Annotated in this window: 19 protein-coding genes and 1 pseudogene; 12 read left to right on the top strand and 8 right to left on the bottom strand. The window is 40.4% G+C overall.

Annotated features, from left to right (window positions below; translation table 11 throughout):
* The first annotated feature begins 561 nt into the window (after positions 1–561).
* The 3 genes and pseudogenes from NPA43_RS03420 to NPA43_RS03430 all read left to right on the top strand — a co-directional run.
* A complete protein-coding gene (locus NPA43_RS03420; RefSeq protein ID WP_256499376.1) occupies positions 562–1,899 on the top strand; it encodes a DNA cytosine methyltransferase in 1,338 nt (445 codons plus the stop codon).
* A gap of 515 nt (positions 1,900–2,414) precedes the next feature.
* Entirely contained in the window at positions 2,415–3,389 is a 975-nt protein-coding gene (locus NPA43_RS03425; RefSeq protein ID WP_256499377.1) for a tRNA dihydrouridine synthase, read from the top strand.
* 109 nt (positions 3,390–3,498) lie between these two features.
* Positions 3,499–3,948, top strand: a pseudogene (locus NPA43_RS03430) (SMI1/KNR4 family protein); the annotation flags it as partial.
* A gap of 134 nt (positions 3,949–4,082) precedes the next feature.
* On the opposite strand, the gene NPA43_RS03435 reads toward NPA43_RS03430, so the two are convergent.
* On the bottom strand, positions 4,083–4,847 hold the full coding sequence (locus NPA43_RS03435) for a MurR/RpiR family transcriptional regulator (protein WP_249705266.1): 765 nt from the start codon (positions 4,845–4,847) through the stop codon (positions 4,083–4,085).
* A gap of 148 nt (positions 4,848–4,995) precedes the next feature.
* On the opposite strand from NPA43_RS03435, the gene NPA43_RS03440 reads away from it, so the two are divergent.
* Together NPA43_RS03440 and NPA43_RS03445 are read left to right on the top strand one after the other, a co-directional pair.
* Positions 4,996–6,585, top strand: a complete 1,590-nt coding sequence (locus NPA43_RS03440; protein ID WP_099727346.1) for an alpha-glucoside-specific PTS transporter subunit IIBC — start codon at positions 4,996–4,998, stop codon at positions 6,583–6,585.
* 17 nt (positions 6,586–6,602) lie between these two features.
* Positions 6,603–7,931 (top strand): 6-phospho-alpha-glucosidase, encoded by a 1,329-nt coding sequence (locus NPA43_RS03445; protein ID WP_099727345.1) that lies wholly within the window; start codon positions 6,603–6,605, stop codon positions 7,929–7,931.
* A gap of 114 nt (positions 7,932–8,045) precedes the next feature.
* Here NPA43_RS03445 and NPA43_RS03450 read toward each other — a convergent pair whose 3' ends face one another.
* Positions 8,046–8,417, bottom strand: coding sequence for a hypothetical protein (locus NPA43_RS03450; RefSeq protein ID WP_099727344.1), 372 nt, complete (start codon positions 8,415–8,417; stop codon positions 8,046–8,048).
* A 184-nt stretch (positions 8,418–8,601) separates the two neighbouring features.
* Between NPA43_RS03450 and NPA43_RS03455 the strand changes: the two genes are divergently transcribed.
* Both NPA43_RS03455 and NPA43_RS03460 read left to right on the top strand, forming a co-directional pair.
* A complete protein-coding gene (locus tag NPA43_RS03455; RefSeq protein WP_249705267.1) occupies positions 8,602–9,039 on the top strand; it encodes an Rrf2 family transcriptional regulator in 438 nt (145 codons plus the stop codon).
* Between the two features lie 64 nt (positions 9,040–9,103).
* A complete protein-coding gene (locus tag NPA43_RS03460) occupies positions 9,104–10,024 on the top strand; it encodes an NAD(P)/FAD-dependent oxidoreductase (RefSeq protein WP_099727342.1) in 921 nt (306 codons plus the stop codon).
* 10 nt (positions 10,025–10,034) lie between these two features.
* Here the strand turns inward: NPA43_RS03460 and NPA43_RS03465 are convergent, their stop codons facing one another.
* Complete coding sequence (locus NPA43_RS03465) at positions 10,035–10,241, bottom strand: hypothetical protein (RefSeq protein WP_099727341.1); 207 nt, start codon at positions 10,239–10,241, stop codon at positions 10,035–10,037.
* Positions 10,242–10,354: 113 nt separating this feature from the next.
* Between NPA43_RS03465 and NPA43_RS03470 the strand changes: the two genes are divergently transcribed.
* A complete protein-coding gene (locus NPA43_RS03470) occupies positions 10,355–11,002 on the top strand; it encodes a DUF3885 domain-containing protein (protein WP_099727434.1) in 648 nt (215 codons plus the stop codon).
* 36 nt (positions 11,003–11,038) lie between these two features.
* Here the strand turns inward: NPA43_RS03470 and NPA43_RS03475 are convergent, their stop codons facing one another.
* A complete protein-coding gene (locus tag NPA43_RS03475) occupies positions 11,039–12,367 on the bottom strand; it encodes a 6-phospho-beta-glucosidase (protein WP_099727340.1) in 1,329 nt (442 codons plus the stop codon).
* Positions 12,368–12,572: 205 nt separating this feature from the next.
* Between NPA43_RS03475 and NPA43_RS03480 the strand changes: the two genes are divergently transcribed.
* A complete protein-coding gene (locus NPA43_RS03480) occupies positions 12,573–13,304 on the top strand; it encodes a MurR/RpiR family transcriptional regulator (RefSeq protein WP_099727339.1) in 732 nt (243 codons plus the stop codon).
* A gap of 13 nt (positions 13,305–13,317) precedes the next feature.
* Here NPA43_RS03480 and NPA43_RS03485 read toward each other — a convergent pair whose 3' ends face one another.
* On the bottom strand, positions 13,318–14,520 hold the full coding sequence (locus NPA43_RS03485) for an MFS transporter (protein WP_099727338.1): 1,203 nt from the start codon (positions 14,518–14,520) through the stop codon (positions 13,318–13,320).
* A 145-nt stretch (positions 14,521–14,665) separates the two neighbouring features.
* Here NPA43_RS03485 and NPA43_RS03490 point away from each other — a divergent pair, with 145 nt between their 5' ends.
* Positions 14,666–15,145, top strand: a complete 480-nt coding sequence (locus NPA43_RS03490) for an aminoacyl-tRNA deacylase (RefSeq protein WP_099727337.1) — start codon at positions 14,666–14,668, stop codon at positions 15,143–15,145.
* 32 nt (positions 15,146–15,177) lie between these two features.
* Here NPA43_RS03490 and NPA43_RS03495 read toward each other — a convergent pair whose 3' ends face one another.
* Positions 15,178–16,086: a LysR family transcriptional regulator gene (locus NPA43_RS03495; RefSeq protein ID WP_099727336.1), complete on the bottom strand. Its 909-nt coding sequence runs from the start codon at positions 16,084–16,086 to the stop codon at positions 15,178–15,180.
* Between the two features lie 104 nt (positions 16,087–16,190).
* Here NPA43_RS03495 and NPA43_RS03500 point away from each other — a divergent pair, with 104 nt between their 5' ends.
* Positions 16,191–17,393, top strand: coding sequence for an MFS transporter (locus NPA43_RS03500; RefSeq protein ID WP_249705268.1), 1,203 nt, complete (start codon positions 16,191–16,193; stop codon positions 17,391–17,393).
* A gap of 99 nt (positions 17,394–17,492) precedes the next feature.
* On the opposite strand, the gene NPA43_RS03505 is transcribed toward NPA43_RS03500, so the two are convergent.
* Both NPA43_RS03505 and NPA43_RS03510 read right to left on the bottom strand, forming a co-directional pair.
* Complete coding sequence (locus NPA43_RS03505; RefSeq protein WP_099727334.1) at positions 17,493–18,572, bottom strand: DUF3900 domain-containing protein; 1,080 nt, start codon at positions 18,570–18,572, stop codon at positions 17,493–17,495.
* Positions 18,573–18,770: 198 nt separating this feature from the next.
* A complete protein-coding gene (locus NPA43_RS03510) occupies positions 18,771–18,920 on the bottom strand; it encodes a DUF1540 domain-containing protein (RefSeq protein WP_099727333.1) in 150 nt (49 codons plus the stop codon).
* Positions 18,921–19,272: 352 nt separating this feature from the next.
* Between NPA43_RS03510 and rfbF the strand changes: the two genes are divergently transcribed.
* Positions 19,273–20,037, top strand: a complete 765-nt coding sequence (gene rfbF / locus NPA43_RS03515) for a glucose-1-phosphate cytidylyltransferase (protein WP_099727332.1) — start codon at positions 19,273–19,275, stop codon at positions 20,035–20,037.
* Position 20,038: the final 1 nt, after the last annotated feature.

Consider the following 20,038-nt stretch of genomic DNA (forward strand, 5'->3'; position numbering starts at 1 on the left):
GAGTGCGATCACTAGATTTATTAAGAGTAAGAGTTTCCGAAGAGCAGTTTTCAGAACTGCTCTTGGTGTTTAAGCTTTGCAATGAAACAGTAACAACAGAAATGGGATTGAGTTTGTTGCAACAGTAACAAGTGAATTTGTTTTTAGGTTTAGAAAAACCATGTCATTACAGAAATGTTTGCGGTACGCAAAACCCAATTTAGTTTTAGGATATTCATTGTAAGAGACGTAAATGTAGCAATGGTAAGAGTTTGGAAAGGTATTTGTTGGAGTCGACTTTCAATGTTGATTTTTTTCTTACTGGAATTCTCAAACTATGCGATATATAGAAAATATAAGAAAGAAATAATATAAAATTTCTCATGAATATTTAGCTCTGCATGGAAAAGTAATAGTCATTAGGGGTGACGTAGAAAAAGCCTTTGCTCATCCGCAAAACTACCCTATAATGGGATAGTAACATTGGTTCGCGGAGAAAGAGTTTTAGTGGAAAATGTTCTCCTAGAATGGTGAGAGTAATTATCTAATAAAATATATGGTTCGCATAAAGGGAGATTAAAAATGATTGTTATTGATTTATTTTCTGGAGCAGGAGGGCTGAGTGAGGGGTTTCATAAACACGACTTTAAAATTGCTGCGCATGTTGAAAAAGAATATTGGGCATGTGAAACAATTAAAACGCGTTTGTTTTACCATTTTCTAAAGGCAAAGAACGATTTAGAGTTATATAATGAATTCCTAAGGATGTCAGACAATTACCGCAATATTGAACTAACGAGAGCTTTAGTTTTTGAACGTTACCCTGAATTGAGAGAGAAGCTCGAGAAAGAAGTACTAAACCGGAAGTTTGGGAACCCCCATAATGACCCAACAGCTACTTCTTCTACGCAGATGATACAACTTATTCAGAATTCGCTTCAGTATAGCCGTGCTACAAGTGTAGATTTAATTATTGGCGGTCCGCCATGTCAAGCATATTCCTTGGTGGGGCGTAGCAGGATGAAAGAGAGTGTAGATAAAGACTCTAGAAACTATCTATTCCAGTACTATAAAAGAATTGTCGATGAGTTTAAACCTAAGGCGTTCGTTTTTGAAAATGTTCCGGGCTTACTCACTGCTAAGAAAGGGAATGTGTACCAAGAAATAAAGGAATCGTTTGATCAAATTGGTTACACAGTGCTATCTGGAACAAGTGAGGAAGACAAGAGTAATATAATCGATTTTGCTGATTTTGGTGTACCTCAAAGGAGAAAAAGGGTTATCCTGTTTGGTTTTCAAAAGAATTTAAATTATGAGTACCCTAACTTTGACAGGCATAAATTATCTTGGGATATTCCTTTAACTACTCGAGATGTTATTTCAGATCTACCAGTCGTGAAGCCAAAACAAGGTCATGATCTTCAACTTTTCGAGTATGATTTAACGCAAAATGTCGATTATTTGTCGCCTTATGAACTGATGATGAGAGAAGACAGTATTGGATTTACTAATCACTTTGCAAGACCCATTAAAGATCGTGATGCTGAAATATATCAAATTGCTATAAAGCATGCCACTCAAGGTAGACAAATTAAGTATAATGAGTTGCCTGAGAGGTTGAAAACTCATAAGAATGATAAGGCATTTCTAGACCGATTTAAGGTTCATTGGTGGGATAGTATTCCACATACTGTAGTTGCTCATATATCAAAAGATGGTCATTATAATATTCACCCTGATATTGGACAGTGTAGGTCTCTAACGGTGAGAGAGGCTGCACGAATACAGGGTTTCCCTGATAACTATAAGTTTGAAGGTCCGCGTACTGCTCAGTTTACACAGGTTGGAAATGCTGTACCCCCTGTGATGTCTGGGGTAATTGCGAGAGCAGTGAAAGATGTTATTTGTGGTCAAATATAAAGTTTAAATATTTTTTTGCTTGGGTAAAGAAAATGTTCAATAAAATCAATTTCATTATAGAAATATATTAATAATTAGGAATATGTAGAAGTAATTTAAAGACACTTAGTCTTTTGTTGAGTGTTTTTTATAAAGGTTACATTATTAAAATTTGATGTTGTTATACTATATTTTGTGTTAAGAGAAGTACCTTGTTCTAAAATTGTATTTAGATAATTATTTCATACATATTTACTAAAGTACACTTGTTACTTCTTTTTAAATATTTCAAAACAATTGTTAGACTTTATAGCTTATTTACATTAAGGGTTTTGAATAAAGTTAATCGTTAGGTAAATTAATTTGCACGTATTTATATAAAGAAAAATAAATTAAAGCTAAATGTCTTCACCCAATGACCTTTTTTGCAATTTTACCCGGTTCATATTAAAGTATATAATGAAAAAATTGCGGAAAGACTTTATAGAAGGACATGCCCTTTAAGGCGCCATGTCATGAGAGGAATTGGATGAAAGATGAGTAAAAATTTCTGGCGTGATTTACCACGGCCATTTTTTATATTAGCACCAATGGAAGAAGTGACAGATGTTGTGTTTCGTCATGTTGTGAGTGAGGCGGCGAGACCGGATGTGTTTTTCACAGAGTTTACGAATAGTGAGAGCTATTGCCATCCTGATGGCATTCAAAGTGTGAAAGGCCGTTTAACGTTTACGGAGGATGAACAGCCGATTGTTGCTCATATTTGGGGAGACAAACCTGAAAACTTTAGACAAATGAGCATTGGAATGGCGGAATTAGGATTTCAGGGGCTGGATATTAATATGGGTTGTCCTGTACCGAATGTGACACAAAACGGGAAGGGCAGCGGATTAATTCTTCGTCCTGACGTTGCGGCAGAGCTGATTCAAGCTGCGAAAGCAGGTGGATTACCTGTCAGTGTGAAAACAAGACTTGGTTTTACTGAGGTTGATGAATGGCGCGGATGGCTCAGACACATATTGGAGCAAGACATTGTGAATTTATCGATTCACCTTCGCACAAGAAAGGAAATGAGCCAAGTGGATGCGCATTGGGAGCTCATTCCAGAGATTAAAAAGCTTCGTGATGAAGTAGCACCTGATACCCTTTTGACCATTAATGGTGATATTCCTGATCGACAAACGGGCTTAAAGCTCGCTGAGCAATATGGAATAGACGGAGTGATGATTGGGCGTGGGATTTTCCATAACCCATTTGCCTTTGAAAAAGAGCCGAAGGAACATACGAGTGATGAATTCCTAGGTCTTTTAAGATTACATCTTGATCTCCATGATCAATACTCCTCATTAGGTCTGCGTCCGTTCAAGGCGCTTCACCGCTTCTTTAAGATTTATGTCAAAGGATTCCGAGGAGCAAGTTTCCTAAGAAATCAATTAATGAACACATCATCAACAGATGAAGTGCGTGCGATGCTTGATGAATTTGAAGCGAGAAATAAAGAACAATCATGATGAAAAAAGAGGAGGGAGAGCCCTTCTCTTTTTTCTTTGTAATAGGACTATTAAACTAGTTTAAATAAATGGTAAGATGAGATAGAAATGACATTTGGAGGTATTTATATTGAAACCATTCTGGGATAAAGACAGAGAAAGCGATGAAACATTTAAGAAAATCAATGAGAAAGGAATTGCAAAAGCTGAAAAGAAGCTAGGCGTCATCCTGCCGGATACATATAAGAAACTGATCCTTGAACAAAATGGCGGATACACCCTTCATAACGCCTATCCGACCGATCAGCCGAATGGGTGGGCAGAGGATCATGTGTCATTTGATCATTTAAGAGGAATTGCCAAAGGTGAAGGCATTTTGGATAGTGATTATTTAATAGAAGAATGGGAATTGCCTGAGGGGCTTGTGCTCATTTGTGGGGATGGGCACACGTGGATTGCGCTGGATTATAGAGAAACAAAGGAGCATCCGCCAATTCATTACTTTGATCTAGAATATGAGACGGATTTCAAATTAGCGGATTCGTTTGATGAACTGCTTGAGGGGCATTATACTGCTGAATAACATTAAGCAGTCATCACTTATTTCAGAAAAATATTTTGGTGTTTTTTGAGAGAGACAAAAGAGTCTCTCTTTTTTGTGAAGCAATATTCAACCTTTCACCATTTGACTCCAAAAATGTGTGCTTGTTATTTTTAATTCCTATTATTCAATTGGTTCCATTTCCACTCACTAAATTTCCTGACGATAATATCTGCCACAATATAAAATGGCAGAAAGCTTGAGTTGTCCACTTTGTTATACAAGGGAAACGGGGTGCTGCTTACATAGATGTTAAACATGGCATTTTGTGCAAGGAAGTTATTTCTCAATGTGGTCATACTGATAAATTTGATATGTCTCGTTTTTACCAATTGAATGATTTCATCTAAATTCTTCGATTCGCCTGATAAAGAAATGATAAATAAAAGATCATCCTCACCAAATTCAATGATTCCATCTGTTAAGTCTCGCTTACTTCGTAAAACTTGAGATTTCTTATGCAGCGACCATAGCTGTCGTTGTACATCATTGGCCAAATCGAGCTGTGCTGTTCCTGTACCATAAATATAAATATACGGTGCGCGATCAATCAGTTGATTTAATTGATGAAAGTCCAGCTGCTCCATATATTTCCTTGTCTGCTGGATATCTTGATCGAGCAGCTTCATTAAATCTTGTGTTGTTTCTTCAGTATGATTATTCAATTTCACATAAGACTTTAAGTCACTGTAGCCGTCGAAGCCTATTTTCTTGGCAAGCCGATGGATGGATGAGATGGAAGTATGAGCATAATGAGCAAGATCCTGAATTTTCATGGTCTTCATTTCTTCAAGGTGATCGTGAATCGTTTTAATAATGTGCAGGTCATTCTTATTTAAATCTTCGAAGTATTCATTTACCAGCTTGTCCAATATCATGCGATGTGCCCTCCAACATGAAAATATTTTCTTCCTGTGAAAATATAATCTAATGTTACAACTTGATTTCTAAATACGTCAAACCTATTGGTTTTTGTAAGCGCTGCCTTTACAGTGGTCTTATGGATCAAACAAAGGGGTTATGCTTATGAATGCAATCAAGCGATTTGGCAGTGCTATGGTAGTTCCAGTCCTTTTATTCGCGTTTTTTGGTATTGTTGTAGGTCTTGCGACTTTATGTAAGAATCCAGCGATTATGGGGGAAATGGCCGCAGAAGGTACGATGTGGTATAAGGTTTGGGCACTGATTGAAAGCGGGGGATGGACGATTTTCAATCATATGGAGCTGGCATTTGTGATTGGCTTGCCGATCTCACTTGCAAAAAAAGCGCAAGCACGTGCTACGCTCGCAGCTTTGATGATTTATCTTGTGTTTAACAATTATATTCATGCTATTTTGACACTTTGGCCGTCTACTTTTGGTGTTGATTTATCGCAAGGTGTCGAGAACGTAGCAGGAGTAAAAGAAATTGCGGGTATACCTACACTGGATACAAGTATCATTGGTGCGGTGATGATATCTGGAATCGTCATTTGGATCCATAATCGTTTTTATGATCAAAAACTGCCTGAAATGCTCGGGATTTTCCAGGGGCTTGTCTTTGTTGTCATCATCGGATTCTTTGTGATGATTCCTATTGCTTTTATCGTGGCTTTTGTATGGCCTTATGTTCAGCAGGGAATTCAATCTCTCCAAGGGTTCATGTCACAGTCTGGTTATATTGGTGTCTGGCTGTTTCATTTCTTGGAAAGGGTGTTAATTCCCACAGGACTTCACCATTTTATTTATACACCTTTTGAGTTTGGTCCAGCGGCTGTAAATGGAGGGTTAAAACCATATTGGATTGCTCACTTAAATGAATTTGCGACCTCAACTTCCAATTTGAAGGATCTTTATCCATACGGATTTTTACTGCATGGAAATATAAAGATGTTCGGCTGTTTAGGGATAGCTCTAGCCATGTATTTTTCTACCCCGAAAGAAAACAGAAAAAAGGTTCTGGCATTGGTATTACCCGCCACATTAACAGCGGTATTTGCCGGAATTACAGAACCACTTGAATTTACATTTCTATTTCTCGCGCCTTATTTATTTGTCATACATGCACTTCTTGGAGCCACCATGGTGACAATCATGAATATGTTTGGTGTTGTCGGAATGATGGGTTCAGGGCTTATTGAGATAGCTGCATTGAACTGGATTCCGCTCTCTTCAAATCATGGAGGGATTTATCTGATCCAAGCAATGATTGGACTTCTATTTACAGCAATGTATTTTGTCATATTTAGATGGATGATTGTGAAATTTGATATTCCATTACCAGGACGAAAACATGAGGAGGAGACGAGGCTATATACAAAACAAGATTATGAGAATGCTCATAAAAAAGCTCATGACAAAAAGGAAGCGCCCGTTTATGCGTCTGAGTATGAAGAGAAAGCCGTTTATTTCTTAGAAGGCCTTGGCGGTAAAGAAAACATTAAAGATGTGACAAACTGTGCCACGCGTCTGCGTATTACAGTGATTGACCCTAGCTTGGTGAAAGATAGGGAATACTTCACAAAAAATAAACGGGCACATGGAATGGCTAAGAGTGGTCAAAGCATTCAAATCATTGTTGGCTTAAGTGTACCGCAAGTAAGAGAGTCCTTTGAGACAAAACTTTCATTAGATTGAAAAAGGAGCTGGATATCATGAAAAAAACATTTAATATTACTATTGCTGGAGGCGGAAGTACATTTACGCCAGGGATCATTTTGATGCTGTTAGACTATCTAGAGGAGTTCCCAATTCATACAATTAAACTCTATGATAATGATGAAACTAGACAAAAGACAATTGCAGATGCATGTGAGATTATGTTAAAAGAACGAGCACCAGAAGTGCGACTACTGGCAAGTACTGACCCAGAAGAAGCTTTCACTCAAGTCGATTTTGTGATGGCACATATCCGTGTTGGCAAATATGCAATGCGTGAATTAGATGAGAAAATTCCATTGAAGCATGGAGTCGTCGGACAGGAAACATGCGGTCCAGGTGGAATAGCTTATGGAATGCGGTCCATTCCAGGTGTATTAGAACTTGTCGATTATATGGAAAAATACTCACCTGAAGCTTGGATGTTAAACTATTCTAATCCTGCAGCGATAGTAGCAGAGGCAACTCGTAAGCTAAGACCGAATTCCAAAATTTTAAACATATGTGATATGCCAATTGGCATCGAAGAATTGATTGCAAAGAATTTAGGCTTATCTTCACGAAAAGAACTGGAAGTAGATTACTATGGTTTGAATCATTTTGGCTGGTGGACAGATATTCGAGATAAAAAAGGAAATAGCTTAATGCCTGAGGTCATTCAGCATGTAAGCCAGCATGGTTATGCAACAGATGGAACATCTGAACTAGAACAGCAGAAGAGCTGGAACAGCACATTAAAAAAAGCCAAAGATATTCAAGCACTTGATCCAAAAACAGTACCGAATACGTATTTGAAATACTATCTATTTCCAGATGAAGAAGTGGCACATGCAAATATAGCGTTCACACGTGCCAATGAAGTGATGGAGGGGCGAGAAGCCTTTGTTTTTAGTGAATGTCAGACCATCATTGATAAAGGAACTGCAAAGGAAACAAAGCTGACCATTGATGAACATGCTTCTTATATCGTTGATTTGGCAAGAGCCATTGCTTTTAATAAAAAGGAACGGATGCTAATGATTGTAGAGAACAATGGCGCAATCAGGAACTTTGACCCAACAGCCATGGTCGAAATTCCTTGTATCGTTGGCAGCAGCGGTCCAGAAAAATTAGTGGTTGGAGAAATTCCTAGATTTCAAAAAAGTCTCATGGAGCAGCAAGTTGGCGTAGAAAAATTAGTAGTAGAAGCATTTGAAGAAAGCTCCTATCAAAAACTATGGCAGGCCATCACATTATCGAAAACGGTGCCGAGTGCTAAAGTAGCAAAAGATATTTTAGACGACTTAATTGTGGCAAATCAAGCATTTTGGCCAGAGTTAACATAACATGAGAATAAGCAATATGGGCGTGATAGCGCTCATATTGCTTATTTGTTTTTTCAATTGATGTATTGTGATGGAGAAGAAAAGACCCCCTTACCAAAAGGGGGCTCCATTTTCTTACTCTGCACTCTCCTCAACCTCACGGCTATCTTCTGTTTCACCAATATAAATTGGGCCGTTTGCGTGATCGACTCGGATTGGCCATTCGTATGGGACTTGCAGGCGTCTGGCGATGGCTCTCCAGAATTTTGTGGAATCGAGTTCGAATTCTTGGAAGTCTTTTAATAATTCTTTGTAAGATGAGCCATCAAATTGAATGTACATGTCTTGCAGACGCATGAATGCGACATGTCTCACTTCTAGTGCTGCCGCAGCTTCCATTTCTTCTTCTGTTGCTTCTCCGATGATTGTACCTGCGGGCGGAAGCATGTCATATACGTTAAATTCCTCTTCTTCTTCGTGTGCTGCATTGTGCTGTTGATCTGACATTTTTCTTCACTCCTTCTAGTTTTCAATCAAAACTTTATTCCGTGCTTACTTCTATTATCGGAAGGAAATGTGAAATGTGGAATGAAAAGAGGAGCAGATCCACAACACTTGCTTTTTTCTCTTGAATCATCTATGATCAATTACAGATATAAAAGGTCTATAATAGATAGAAAGGAATCATCTGATGAAATATTCTAAAGCGACCAACTATGCGCTGCATACGATGGTGTTTTTAACTCTTGCGCCAAAGGGCAAAGCGATTGGCGTTGAGCCTCTTGCTAAGATGCAAGATCTTTCACCTACCTATTTATCCAAAATTTTAACAAAGCTTGTGAAGGCGGGATTGATTGAATCAACGCCTGGTGCACAGGGAGGATACACCCTTATCAAACGAAAGGAAGACATTTCGTTTTTAGATGTCATTCAGGCTGTAGAAGGACAAACGAATTTATTTCACTGTTCCTTAGAGCATGAGTCTTTAATGTCTCACGATGGTTGTTTGATTGAACAAGTCATGCAGGATGTTGAAACAAAAATGCAAGAAACCCTCAGTCAAAAACGGTTAATTGATATTGCGAACCAAATTGAGCAGACAGAAAAAAATCCATTTCTCAAGATGTGATTTTTTTGAACCTATTATAGATATAAAGAGTCTTTAAAGTCTTTAATAAAAAGGGGAGATTCACATGTTAATAGATTGTGCCATTATCGGAGGCGGACCAGCTGGATTAAATGCAGCACTTGTTGTGGGAAGAGGCAGAAATCAGGTCATCGTGTTTGATGACGAGCAGCCAAGAAATCGAGTGACACAGGAATCACATGGTTTTATTACAAACGATGGAATGACACCGTTTGAGATTAGAAAAGCGGGAGAGGCAGATCTTCAGACATACCCTAATATCCAAATGAAACGAAGTAGAATTGTTGATATACAAAAGAAAGAGGACCGTTTTACGTTACTGACACACGAGGGGGATACGGTTGAATCAAAAAAAATCATATTGGCAACAGGACTTCAGGATATGTTACCAGAGATCAAAGGGATTCATGATGTGTATGGAAAGACGTTGTTTAGCTGTCCTTTCTGTGATGGATGGGAATTAAAGGACAAGGCACTTGCGCTCATTGCAGAGAATCAACGTGCCTTGCATATGGCTAAGCTTCTTTCCAATTGGACAAAGGATTTGATCGTGTTTACGAATGGACAACAAGTGTTAGCTGAAGAGGAAAGGGTACTTCTTTCGGCGCATTCTATTCAAGTCATTGATGTGCCAATTGTGTCGATCGAAAATGACAATGGGCAGCTGTGCTCTCTTCAACTTGCGAATGGGGAGAGAGTAAAAAGAGAAGGCGGGTTTGTAGCAAGTGATTTCAAGCAGTCAGCCCCATTTGCCGAAAAGCTTGGCTGTCAAATGACGAAGAATGCGGGTATTGAAACAGATATCCTTGGACGCACATCCGTCAGCGGTGTATTTGCATGTGGTGATAATTTAGGCGGTCCTGCTCAGCTAGTTCTTGCAGCAGCAGCTGGCAGTCAGGCAGGAATGGGCGTGATTCATGAGCTTGTACAAGAGGCGTTTCAAGAAAAAGAAAAAACATCTCTATGAAAAGAGATGTTCAAAGATGAGCGGTTTTTCGTTTTGATAGGACGTGAGCTGTCCATTCGACAAGAGCGTAAATGACAAAGAAGATGATGATCCAGCTGCTGGCATCGACCCATACATTGGTGACATGAATGATGTTCGCCTGATCAAGTCCAGCCTGAATCCACATCGTGATCAATGCTGTGAGAAACACGTGTAAAAGCCATTTTGATTTTTTCAATTGGTCACACCTCCATCTCTTTCCATCATATAAGAAATGACAGTTCATTTCCAATTGTTTTTCCATATGCTTCAATATTAAAATAAGAAATAAAACCAATGGAAGGACATTATATGAGCGATCAAACAGATATGTTTTTAAAAAATAATTTTCCTGATCTTTTACTAACGCCATCACTTTTTTACCAATGGCCCTTTGGACTTCGGTTTGAAGTGGCAGATTGGTCGATAGAAAAGGAAGCGGACGTGTTAGAGAAAGCAGGGGATCGTGCTTTTGAGATTGTGAAATATGCTTTTCATCCAGGGGACGACATGCTGCTTGTGACAGATGTGTATACAAAACATGCACATGAATTAACGAAACGTAAGCTCCTTGTCTATCAAAAATATGTCCACCGGCAAGTGCGTAACCGATTACGTCACGAGCCTTTGACCTATGTACGACCAGAACTAGAAGAAGCACTGAAATTAGAGAGATTTACACTCAATTGCCAGCTGCAAGATATTCGATTGCGCCCGCTTCTCCATGCCATGTGCCAAGAGGATTTCTATGCACCGAATCAAATCATGAAAGGAAAGCTTGATTATGAAATTTATCTCATCAATTTATCGAAACAGATGATTTTTCACTTATATGATGATCGAGGCTGTGATCTCATTGCGGCAGATCCTGAACGCCTACGCCCACTCTATGAAGGCTTACCGCACTGGCTATTAGACTATGATCACGCTCAGATGGACAGGCTGTTTGCAGGCAAATAAGAAAAACCGCACTTTCAACAAGTGCGGTGTTCCTTTTTAAGCTTCTACTGTATTGAAAAACTGAGGCAAATACTCTTTGTGTGCTTCTAGCATTTCATCTAGGATGCTTTTTGCGATGGCATCTGATGGGACAAGCGGGTTGATGGTCATTGCCACAAGTGCTGTGTTGTAATCGCCTGTAACGGCAGCTTCAGCGGCTACACGTTCAAAGGATTTAATTTGAGAAATCAGTCCTTTCACAGCGACCGGCATTTCACCAACAGCGATTGGTTTTGGGCCGTCTTTTGTGATGACACAGTTCAGTTCAACCGCAGAATCATTTGGAATGTCGCTGATGGCGCCATTATTGATCGTGTTCACAGGCTGAATGTCATGCTTGTCGTTATAAATCGAAGCAATCAAGTTACAAGCTGCATCACTGTAGTAGGCACCGCCTCGTTTTTCAAGCTGTGGCGGCTTGATATCAAGATCAGGGTCTTTGTAAAGCTCGAACAGGTCATTTTCTAGTGTACGAACGACTTCTGCACGAGTCCCTTCGTTCGCTGCTGCTTTCTTTTCTTCAGCCAGCATATCACTTGTTTTGTAGTAGTAGCGGTGGTACGGACAAGGAATCACGCCAAGACCTTTTAAGAAATCTGCATCCCACGGGATTGCTTGAATGTTGTTCATCGACATCGTGGAGTTTGGATCTGCCATATCTTCGATGACTTGATCCATGATGCTTTTGCCATCTAAGAACACGTTGAGTCCAAATACCATATGGTTTAATCCAGCAAAGCTGACTTCGACTCTGCTTGCATCTACATCCAGCCCTTTGGCGATACCCATGCGAATGCCGATTGGCACGTTACATAGGCCAACGACTTTGCGGTGGTTTGAATAGCGAAGAACTGCTTCTGTGACCATACCGGCAGGGTTCGTGAAATTCACTAGCCATGCGTCAGGGCATAATTCTTCAATATCTTTGACAATATCAAGAATGACAGGAATGGTGCGCAGCCCTTTGAATAAGCCGCCTGGACCATTTGTTTCCTGACCAATGACATCATATTTTAAAGGAATGCGTTCATCCTTCATGCGTGCTTCAAGCAGTCCGACACGGAATTGTGTTGTGACAAAATCAGCTCCCGCAAGCGCTTTCTTCCGGTCTAATGTTAAATGGACGTCGATTGGAAGTCCTGCTTTTTTGACCATTCGTTTTGCGAGGTCTCCAACGATCTCAAGCTTTTCTTTTCCTGCTTCAATATCGACGAGCCAAAGTTCGCTAATCGGAAATTCATCGTACCGTTTAATGAATCCTTCCACAAGCTCTGGTGTATAGCTTGATCCTCCGCCAATTGTGACAACCTTTAATCCTTTTGCCATGTTCTGCACCTCCGAATAATGTAACGCCCAATGTTATAATAGAGTGGAGCCAATTCTTATTCTTTTGTTTGTACATCTATAGCTTATCGTGAGAGTATCTAGCGCGTAAATGACTTCAGCGTCTTTAGGCAAGGGTGTCTCATTTAGAGATTTGTTACATAGGAGAAACACCTTGTGACATATTGTTGGAGAAAGGGGAAGTCAGATGTTTTCAAGTGAGGTCATTTCCAGCTTTAATGAACTAGAAAGCGCTTTATACCGATACATCATGGAAAACAGTGAAAAGGTCGTGTATATGAGAATTCGGGACTTAGCAGATGCTGCTCATATTTCCACCTCGTCTGTCCTTCGCTTTTGCCGAAAAGTGAATTGTGAAGGCTTTTCAGAGTTTAAAGTAAAGCTCAAAATGTATTTAGAATCAGAGCAAACACCTTCTTTGAAAAGCACCCAGCATTTTCTATATGAATTTATAGAACGAACACTCAAAGGGGACTTTGAGGAGAAAATCAAAGAGGCAGCAAGGCTCATTGCCGAAGCGAAAAATGTGCTGTTTATCGGGACTGGCAGCTCTGGCATTTTGGCGCAGTATGGGGCAAGGTACTTTTCGAGTCTTGAGAAATTTTCATTTTACATCAATGATCCGTTTTTCCCGATGAATATGCAGTATTTAGACAATAGTGTCACCATTGTGCTGTCTGTAACAGGGGAGAACCGTATTACGATTGATCATATTTCGAAGTTAAAACGAGAAGGAAGCACAATCATTAGTATTACAAACAATCAGCACTGCACGATTTCGCGAATTTCTGATTTAAATATTGCCTATTACGTCACAGATGAACGAGTGCACAGAGCCAATATCACCACACAAACACCGGTCGTGTATATATTAGAAACAATGGCCCGTGAGATGTTTGCGATGTTAAAAGAAAAGTAAAAGAGCCGCTGCATTAAACAGCCGCTCTTTTTTTCTGTCTCATAAAAGCGAGGATGGCAATACCGGAACAGACGAGCACAAACAGACCGCCTAACAAATACACAAACCGCGCTCCGAATGCATCTGCGATGACCCCAACAAAGAATATAGATAAACCGACAGATACTGAAGAAAGGACGTAGTGAGCGGAATACACCTTTGATAAATCATGGACTGGTGTTTCCGTTTGAAGAATGGTTTGCTGCGAAACATCCCGGATTTGATAGGCAGGTCCCATCAAAATACAAAGCAATAGAGCAAGCCACGGAAGGCTGTTCAGTGCAAAAAGAATGGTCAGGACTGCATAGATGAATGAACCTGCTGCCATAAAGAGGAGCAGCTGCTTTTGAATGAAACGACTCATCCACGCAGCCAAGAGCCCACCTATAATGGCGCCAGTATAATAAGCAGCATTGATAAAGCCCCACCAATCCTCACTTTCCTTTAAATCGTGTGTGACAAAGGCAAGCGTAATAGCCCCGATCCAAACAGCACCTGCTATATTTTCACAAACATCCATAAAGGTCAGGGTGCGAATCGTTTTATTTGTCCAAATAATCGCCCAGCCATCCTTGAAACTGTTCATCTTATTTGCTTTTCGATCTATGTCTTCTTGCTTGAGAAGAGGAAAAACAGGGATGAAAAACAAATAAGACAACACAATCATGAGACAAGTAATCCCCAGTAAATAAAATGGCCCAATCCACAAGACGAGCATTCCAGTAAACGAATAGCCGGCGATTTGAACCATTTGATGAAAAATGGAGGCTGTACTGTTCGCTTTCACAAGCTGATTTGCTGGCACAAGCATTGGCATGATGGCCTGTAATAAAGGACTGATGAATCCGCCTGTCATCGAAATCAACATGAGCGCACCAAACATCCAGACCATATGCTGCTGAAAGAAATGAAATTGGGATGTAAACACGATGAGCATCACAAGACGTAAAAGTGGGACCCATTTCAATAGACGATAGGCTTGAAAGCGATCTGTCAAAACAGGGGAGATGAGCCCAGCTAATAGCTGGCATAGCGTTCTTATTAGCGGAAATAGAGCCGCATAGGCAACAGATTGTGTATCTTGATAGATCACAAACGTGATCGTCATCACAAAAAGAATATCACTTAGCATGAGAAGGCTTTTACTGCCTGTATAAAACCAAAACTTGTTTCCCATATCAAACCGGCTCCTTTTCAAAAACAAGTTCAGTATAGCATGGGGATGAAGTGCCCAGAGGCTTTGTATTGAAAAATACATCTTAAGGATGAGATGATTGTGATAAGCTAAATGAAAGACACCGTAAGGAAAGGGGTTCAATCTAGTGAGAAAATTACCGGCACATGATTTTTTGGACAAGCTCGGCATCCCATATGACATCAAAACATTTTCTTCCGAAACAGAAAAAGGTGCAGCAAATGTAGCGGCAGCCCTTGGTTTTCGTGAAAGACAAATGATCAAAACATTGATCTTTGAAACAGGGGAAGGGGAGCAGCTGCTTGTGATGGTTGGCGCTGACCAGCATATCAAATCAGGAAAACTAAAGAAAGCGGCCGGCTCCCGTAATATCAAAATGGCTGCACCGGACACGGTTCTTGAAGTGACGGGCTATCGAATTGGTTCGATTCCGCCATTTTGCTGGCAGCCTGAAGGCTTCCGCACGATGATCGAAGCTTCGCTATTAGAAGAAGAGGTATTAGGAGTTGGAGCGGGCGAATGGGGAAATGAAATACTGATAACACCAGAACGATTAGTCAAAGCGGCCAAGGCTTTACCGTTTGACATTGTTCAGCCATCTGAATAGAGAAAGTGCCTGTTTCTTCAGCAGGCACTTTTTTAATTTGTTGCAGGAGTTGTAAACGGATCAATGTCTTTCATTTGCAGGAAGGCATTCACCGTCTTATTTTCTTCAAGATCATTCGCTCGTTTGCAGATAACAACAGGTCTGACGATTTCAATTCCTTCAATGTACACGCGCCCAATTTCTTTCCGTTCGAGACTTTTGTGAACAGCATCACGTGGAACAAGGGTGATGCCATAGCCTGCTTTGATCATTTGAATCGCTTCATGGACACCGCTGAATTGTAAATCAACGGTCGGTTTTTTAATTCCTTTAGAGGTAAAGAGAGAAAAGAGCTTTTCTCTTGTGGAACTGCCTTCTTCGCGCATTAAAAAAGGTTCATGGCTCAGGCGTTCAAGCGGGACGGTTTTTCCGTTCAATGGATGGTCCGCTGGGACAATAAAATCATAGCTTAAATGAGTCAAATGGGAGATGAGAATCTCCTCGTGGTGCAAATCTTCAATCACAGCGATGGCCACATCTGATTGATATTGAAGCAGGCTCTCTATGACTTGAGCGGAGTTTCCACTTTTCAATTCAATTTCTGTCTGTGGTGATGCTGTTTTAAAAGCAGCAAGCCAATCAGGCAGCAAAAAGTTGAGCGGTACGTAGGTAGAAGCGATTCGGAGTCTCCCTTTTTTTCCGCTTTGTAATAGTGTGATCTGATATTCTACTTCCTTTTCAGCTTCAAACACTTGCCGGGCGTAAGGATACAGAATTTTCCCCATCTCCGTGAGTGTAATTCCCCGGCCATTACGTTTAAAAAGGCGAAAACCGATCTCTCGTTCAATGCTCCTTAATTGAGCCGTCACAGCTGGCTGTGTCAATGCTAACACGTCTGCCGTTTGTGTGACGCTTTTTGTCTCTGCGACCTTTGCAAAAATTCGGAGGGCATGTAAATTCATTTTTGCACCACCTATCAATTATTTTGATGATTAAATCAAAAACATTCATTAGATTTATTATAAGGCATCCCTTATCGTAAAGGTAGCGAAGGAGGCAGGGAAAAATGGACCGTCGTCAAAAGCAAGTCGTCTCAATCTCGCTCATCACAGCGTTTGCACTTATTGGAGATTCAATGCTTTATGTTGTTCTTCCGATCTATTGGAGAGAGGTTGGTTTATCATCGATTTGGGAGGTCGGATTACTGCTGTCGATCAATCGATTCATTCGCACCCCTCTAACGCCTGTTGTTTGGTGGCTATACCGATATGTGCCAATGAAGACTGGCGTATTGATTGCTATCTTGATCGCCTCAGTGACAACGATACTATATGGTGTCAGCGGTTTTTGGCTGCTGCTGATCTGCCGCTGCGTATGGGGATTGGCATGGACTTTACTTCGTATGAGTGGAATGCGGTTGATTGCTGAAATGGATGAAGGCTCACAAGGCCATTTGACGGGTCTTTATAACGGGCTTTACCGCCTTGGCAGTTTATTCGGCATGTTATTTGGCGGCCTATTCGCAAGCTTCATCGGCTTCCAATCCATGACGCTCATCTTTGGTTTACTCACATTGCTAGGCTGCATTTTTTATGTGTCTTTGGATGATATTGAAAAGGGGCAAGGTAAAGAAGTGTATCTAGGCATTAAACAGAAGTGGTTTGCACGAGATGTAGTAAAAGTACTGCTGACTGGTATGCTTGTAGCACTAGTGATACAAGGTTTATTTGCTTCAACGCTAAGTCATGTGATTGAAGCAAAGATCGGTCATGGTGAATTTGCTCTTTTCGGTTATGTCATAGGCGCATCTGCTTTAAGTGGAGGGATTCAAGCGATCAGATGGGGATGGGAACCATTTGTCGCACCGAGAACAGGCAGATGGTTTGACAGGCTTGTGCTCAAGGAACGAATGCTTTGCTGGATGTTTCTTTCGTTTGGAGGTCTCAGTATTCTTGCAGTCATGCTGAAGGTAAGTGGCTGGTTTCTTGTTATGTTGCTTTTGATCCAGCTGCTGTCAACGATCCTAACGACGATGACAGATACGCTTGCTTTTCAAAAAGCCTCTACTCAAACAGATAAGAACCGCTTCCTTGCAAGCTATTCCTTCGTTCAAGATATTGGTGCTGCTTTAGGACCTTTGTGCGGGTATACGATGATTCAATTTTTTGGATCGAGCAGCGTCTTCTGGCTGATGATCATCATAAGCTTACTGCTTTTAAGCATGTGGGCGGTAGGCGGCCGGCTACATGTCTCTTCTGATGCAGCGTAAAAAGTTTACGCTTTACGATGTTGATGTCAGCATATGCAAAAGCTGATATAAGTAATAAACTGCCTCATGCAGCTGAACGCAAGAGGCAGTGATATTCTCTTAATCTATGTCTGAATCGTATGCTTTTTGCGTCAGCTGGCTGACGACCTCTTTTAAGCCATTTGGTTTATGGAATTCAACAGGTGTGCTTCCTTTTTCGAATACGATTTGGTCTGCTTCAACCAGCACGACATATCGATTGTTGACCTTCGCAATATGGATTGAGTGGCCAAAGTCTGCTAGAAGACCTTTGATTTCCGTTTCCCCTAGACGCATTTTCATCGTGATATCAGGGGTTTGTTCAACAATGTGTGAAGCTGCTAACGTAACCTGTTCTGTATCAAGTCGTTCCCTGATCTCTCGTTTCTCACTCGCTTCCCATATTTCAAGGTCCTCTTCAAATTGTTTTAATTCTTCACTTTCATCCTGTAATGTTTCAAATACTTGTTCCTGCACCATATTCATGACCTGTGATTTCATGATTTCAGGCATTGATTCTCCGTATTCGACGAATTTTAGAAAGTCCTCAAAATAACGGGCGTGTGAGGACTGGTGAATTTTCACTTCTGCTTCCTCTGTCATGCCCTCTTCTGGCATAAACGGATATTGAATTGATTTCATGTTTTTGGTTGTAATGGCCATTTCGACTTTTCGAATCAAGGTAGATGTATCGGCGATAGAAGCGACTTTCTGTTCAAAATCGCATTTCATGATAAAGACAAAGGAGTCATCGAAATACTTTTTAGGAACCGCAGACGCAACTAAAAAAACGCCGCCTCTGACAGCACTTGTATCTAAATACGTGCGAACAAACTGTTCACTGCACTCATTAAATACTTCTTTTGAATCAGCAAATCTTGTCTGATGAAATAAATTATAGTTTGGATTTGAATCGAGCTCATGGCCCGGTTCTACAATGAAACGGCCAATTTTGGTCGGTACTTGTTCAGATTTAGGGTGTCTGTCCACTTTTCGTTTGACGATTTTTTTCAGCTCTCCGTCTAAAAAGTCCTTCAGCTCACTTTGTTCAAATTCCTCTTGGTCTAATGTTTGATAATGTTTAAATCGTTTATTTGCTTGTTCATCTTTGCCTTCGACTTCAACGACAAAGAATGATAGAAAACGCATCGTAAAATCCATTGATTGGTCACCACTTTTTCTTCTTCGGATAAGTTGAGTATAGAAAAAGGAGTGAAAATCGTCAACGAATGGAGAAATATCGTGTCATTATTTCCCGAGAAATGTTTATTGAAAAACACTTGATAATAATTATCATTCTTGATAGAATGATAAAAGAAAAGAAGGAACCTGCCAGTTCCTTCATCTTAGAAAAATGTATTATTTTGTTTCAAATGTTTCGCAATCAGTTTCTGCATTGCGAGTCACGTCAGTCATTGTGCTTTTACCAATTTTAATTGTAGAAGCTGTACAGCTGTTTTTAGCCCAAAAACGGCAAGAGTTCACTTCACAAAGTACGTTTTGTGCCATGGGAATTCACCTCCGTGATTCATATTGAGAATGAAGCAAGCTGCCACTTGAATTCATTCAATCTAGTAGTCTCTTTATAGAAAGAGGCTGTTTGTGCTTCCTATGCACGTGTTTATCATACCATCTACCCTGAAAATATACAATTTAAACTCCGAAAGAGCGAGAATACATATCTCGCTCTTTTTTATTTGTAAAAATAGTTAAATGCTAGGTGGCACCATCTCTCATTTCGACATATGAATAGAGTAGATTCAAAACCTGATGTCGGACAAAGTATGAGAATACATGTACTAATTTCCACATAAAGATAGGGTTTTCAATCAAAATCTTCATAGAGAGATGAGGGGAGAAGATGAAAGCAGTCATTCTCTGCGGAGGAAAGGGAACGAGAATGAGTGAGGTCACACAAGCGCTTCCTAAACCACTTGCTATGATCGGAGATCGGCCTATTCTATGGCATATTATGAAAATCTATCAGTATTACGGTGTAGACGAGTTTATCTTATTGCTTGGATATAAAGGAGAGAAGATCAAAGAGTATTTTCTCAACTACGACTGGCGGAATCACAGCATGCAGCTGGATATGTCGACAAGAGAAATGAAGCTTTTAGGGAAATCAGAAAGCTGGAAAATCACCTTTTTAGATACGGGCGAGAATACGATGACAGGCGGACGTTTAAAACAGGTGCAGGACTACATTGGTGATGAGACATTTATGATGACGTATGGTGATGGGCTCGCCAATATCAATATGTTTCATTTGCTCAAGCGCCATCAAGATCTTGGGGCAGCTGCCACTGTCACGGGAATTGAAAAGATGTCACAGTACGGGACGCTGAAGGTGTATAACGGGATGGCACAATCCTTCTCTGAGAAGACAGACAGTATCGGGATGATCAATGGAGGATTTTTTGTGTTGTCTCCAAAGGTATTTGATTATTTGACAGACGATGATCAATGCGTGTTCGAAGCGGAGCCTCTTCAACATCTGGCGAATGATGGAGAGCTTGCGGTTTATGAGCACCACGGGTTTTGGACAGCAATTGATACGTATAAAAATCTGAAGGAAATCAATGGCATGTGGGCAGAAGGAAAACAACCATGGAAGGTTTGGTGAC

This window comes from Bacillus pumilus (assembly GCF_024498355.1).
In the GTDB taxonomy this organism is placed as follows: domain Bacteria; phylum Bacillota; class Bacilli; order Bacillales; family Bacillaceae; genus Bacillus; species Bacillus pumilus_P.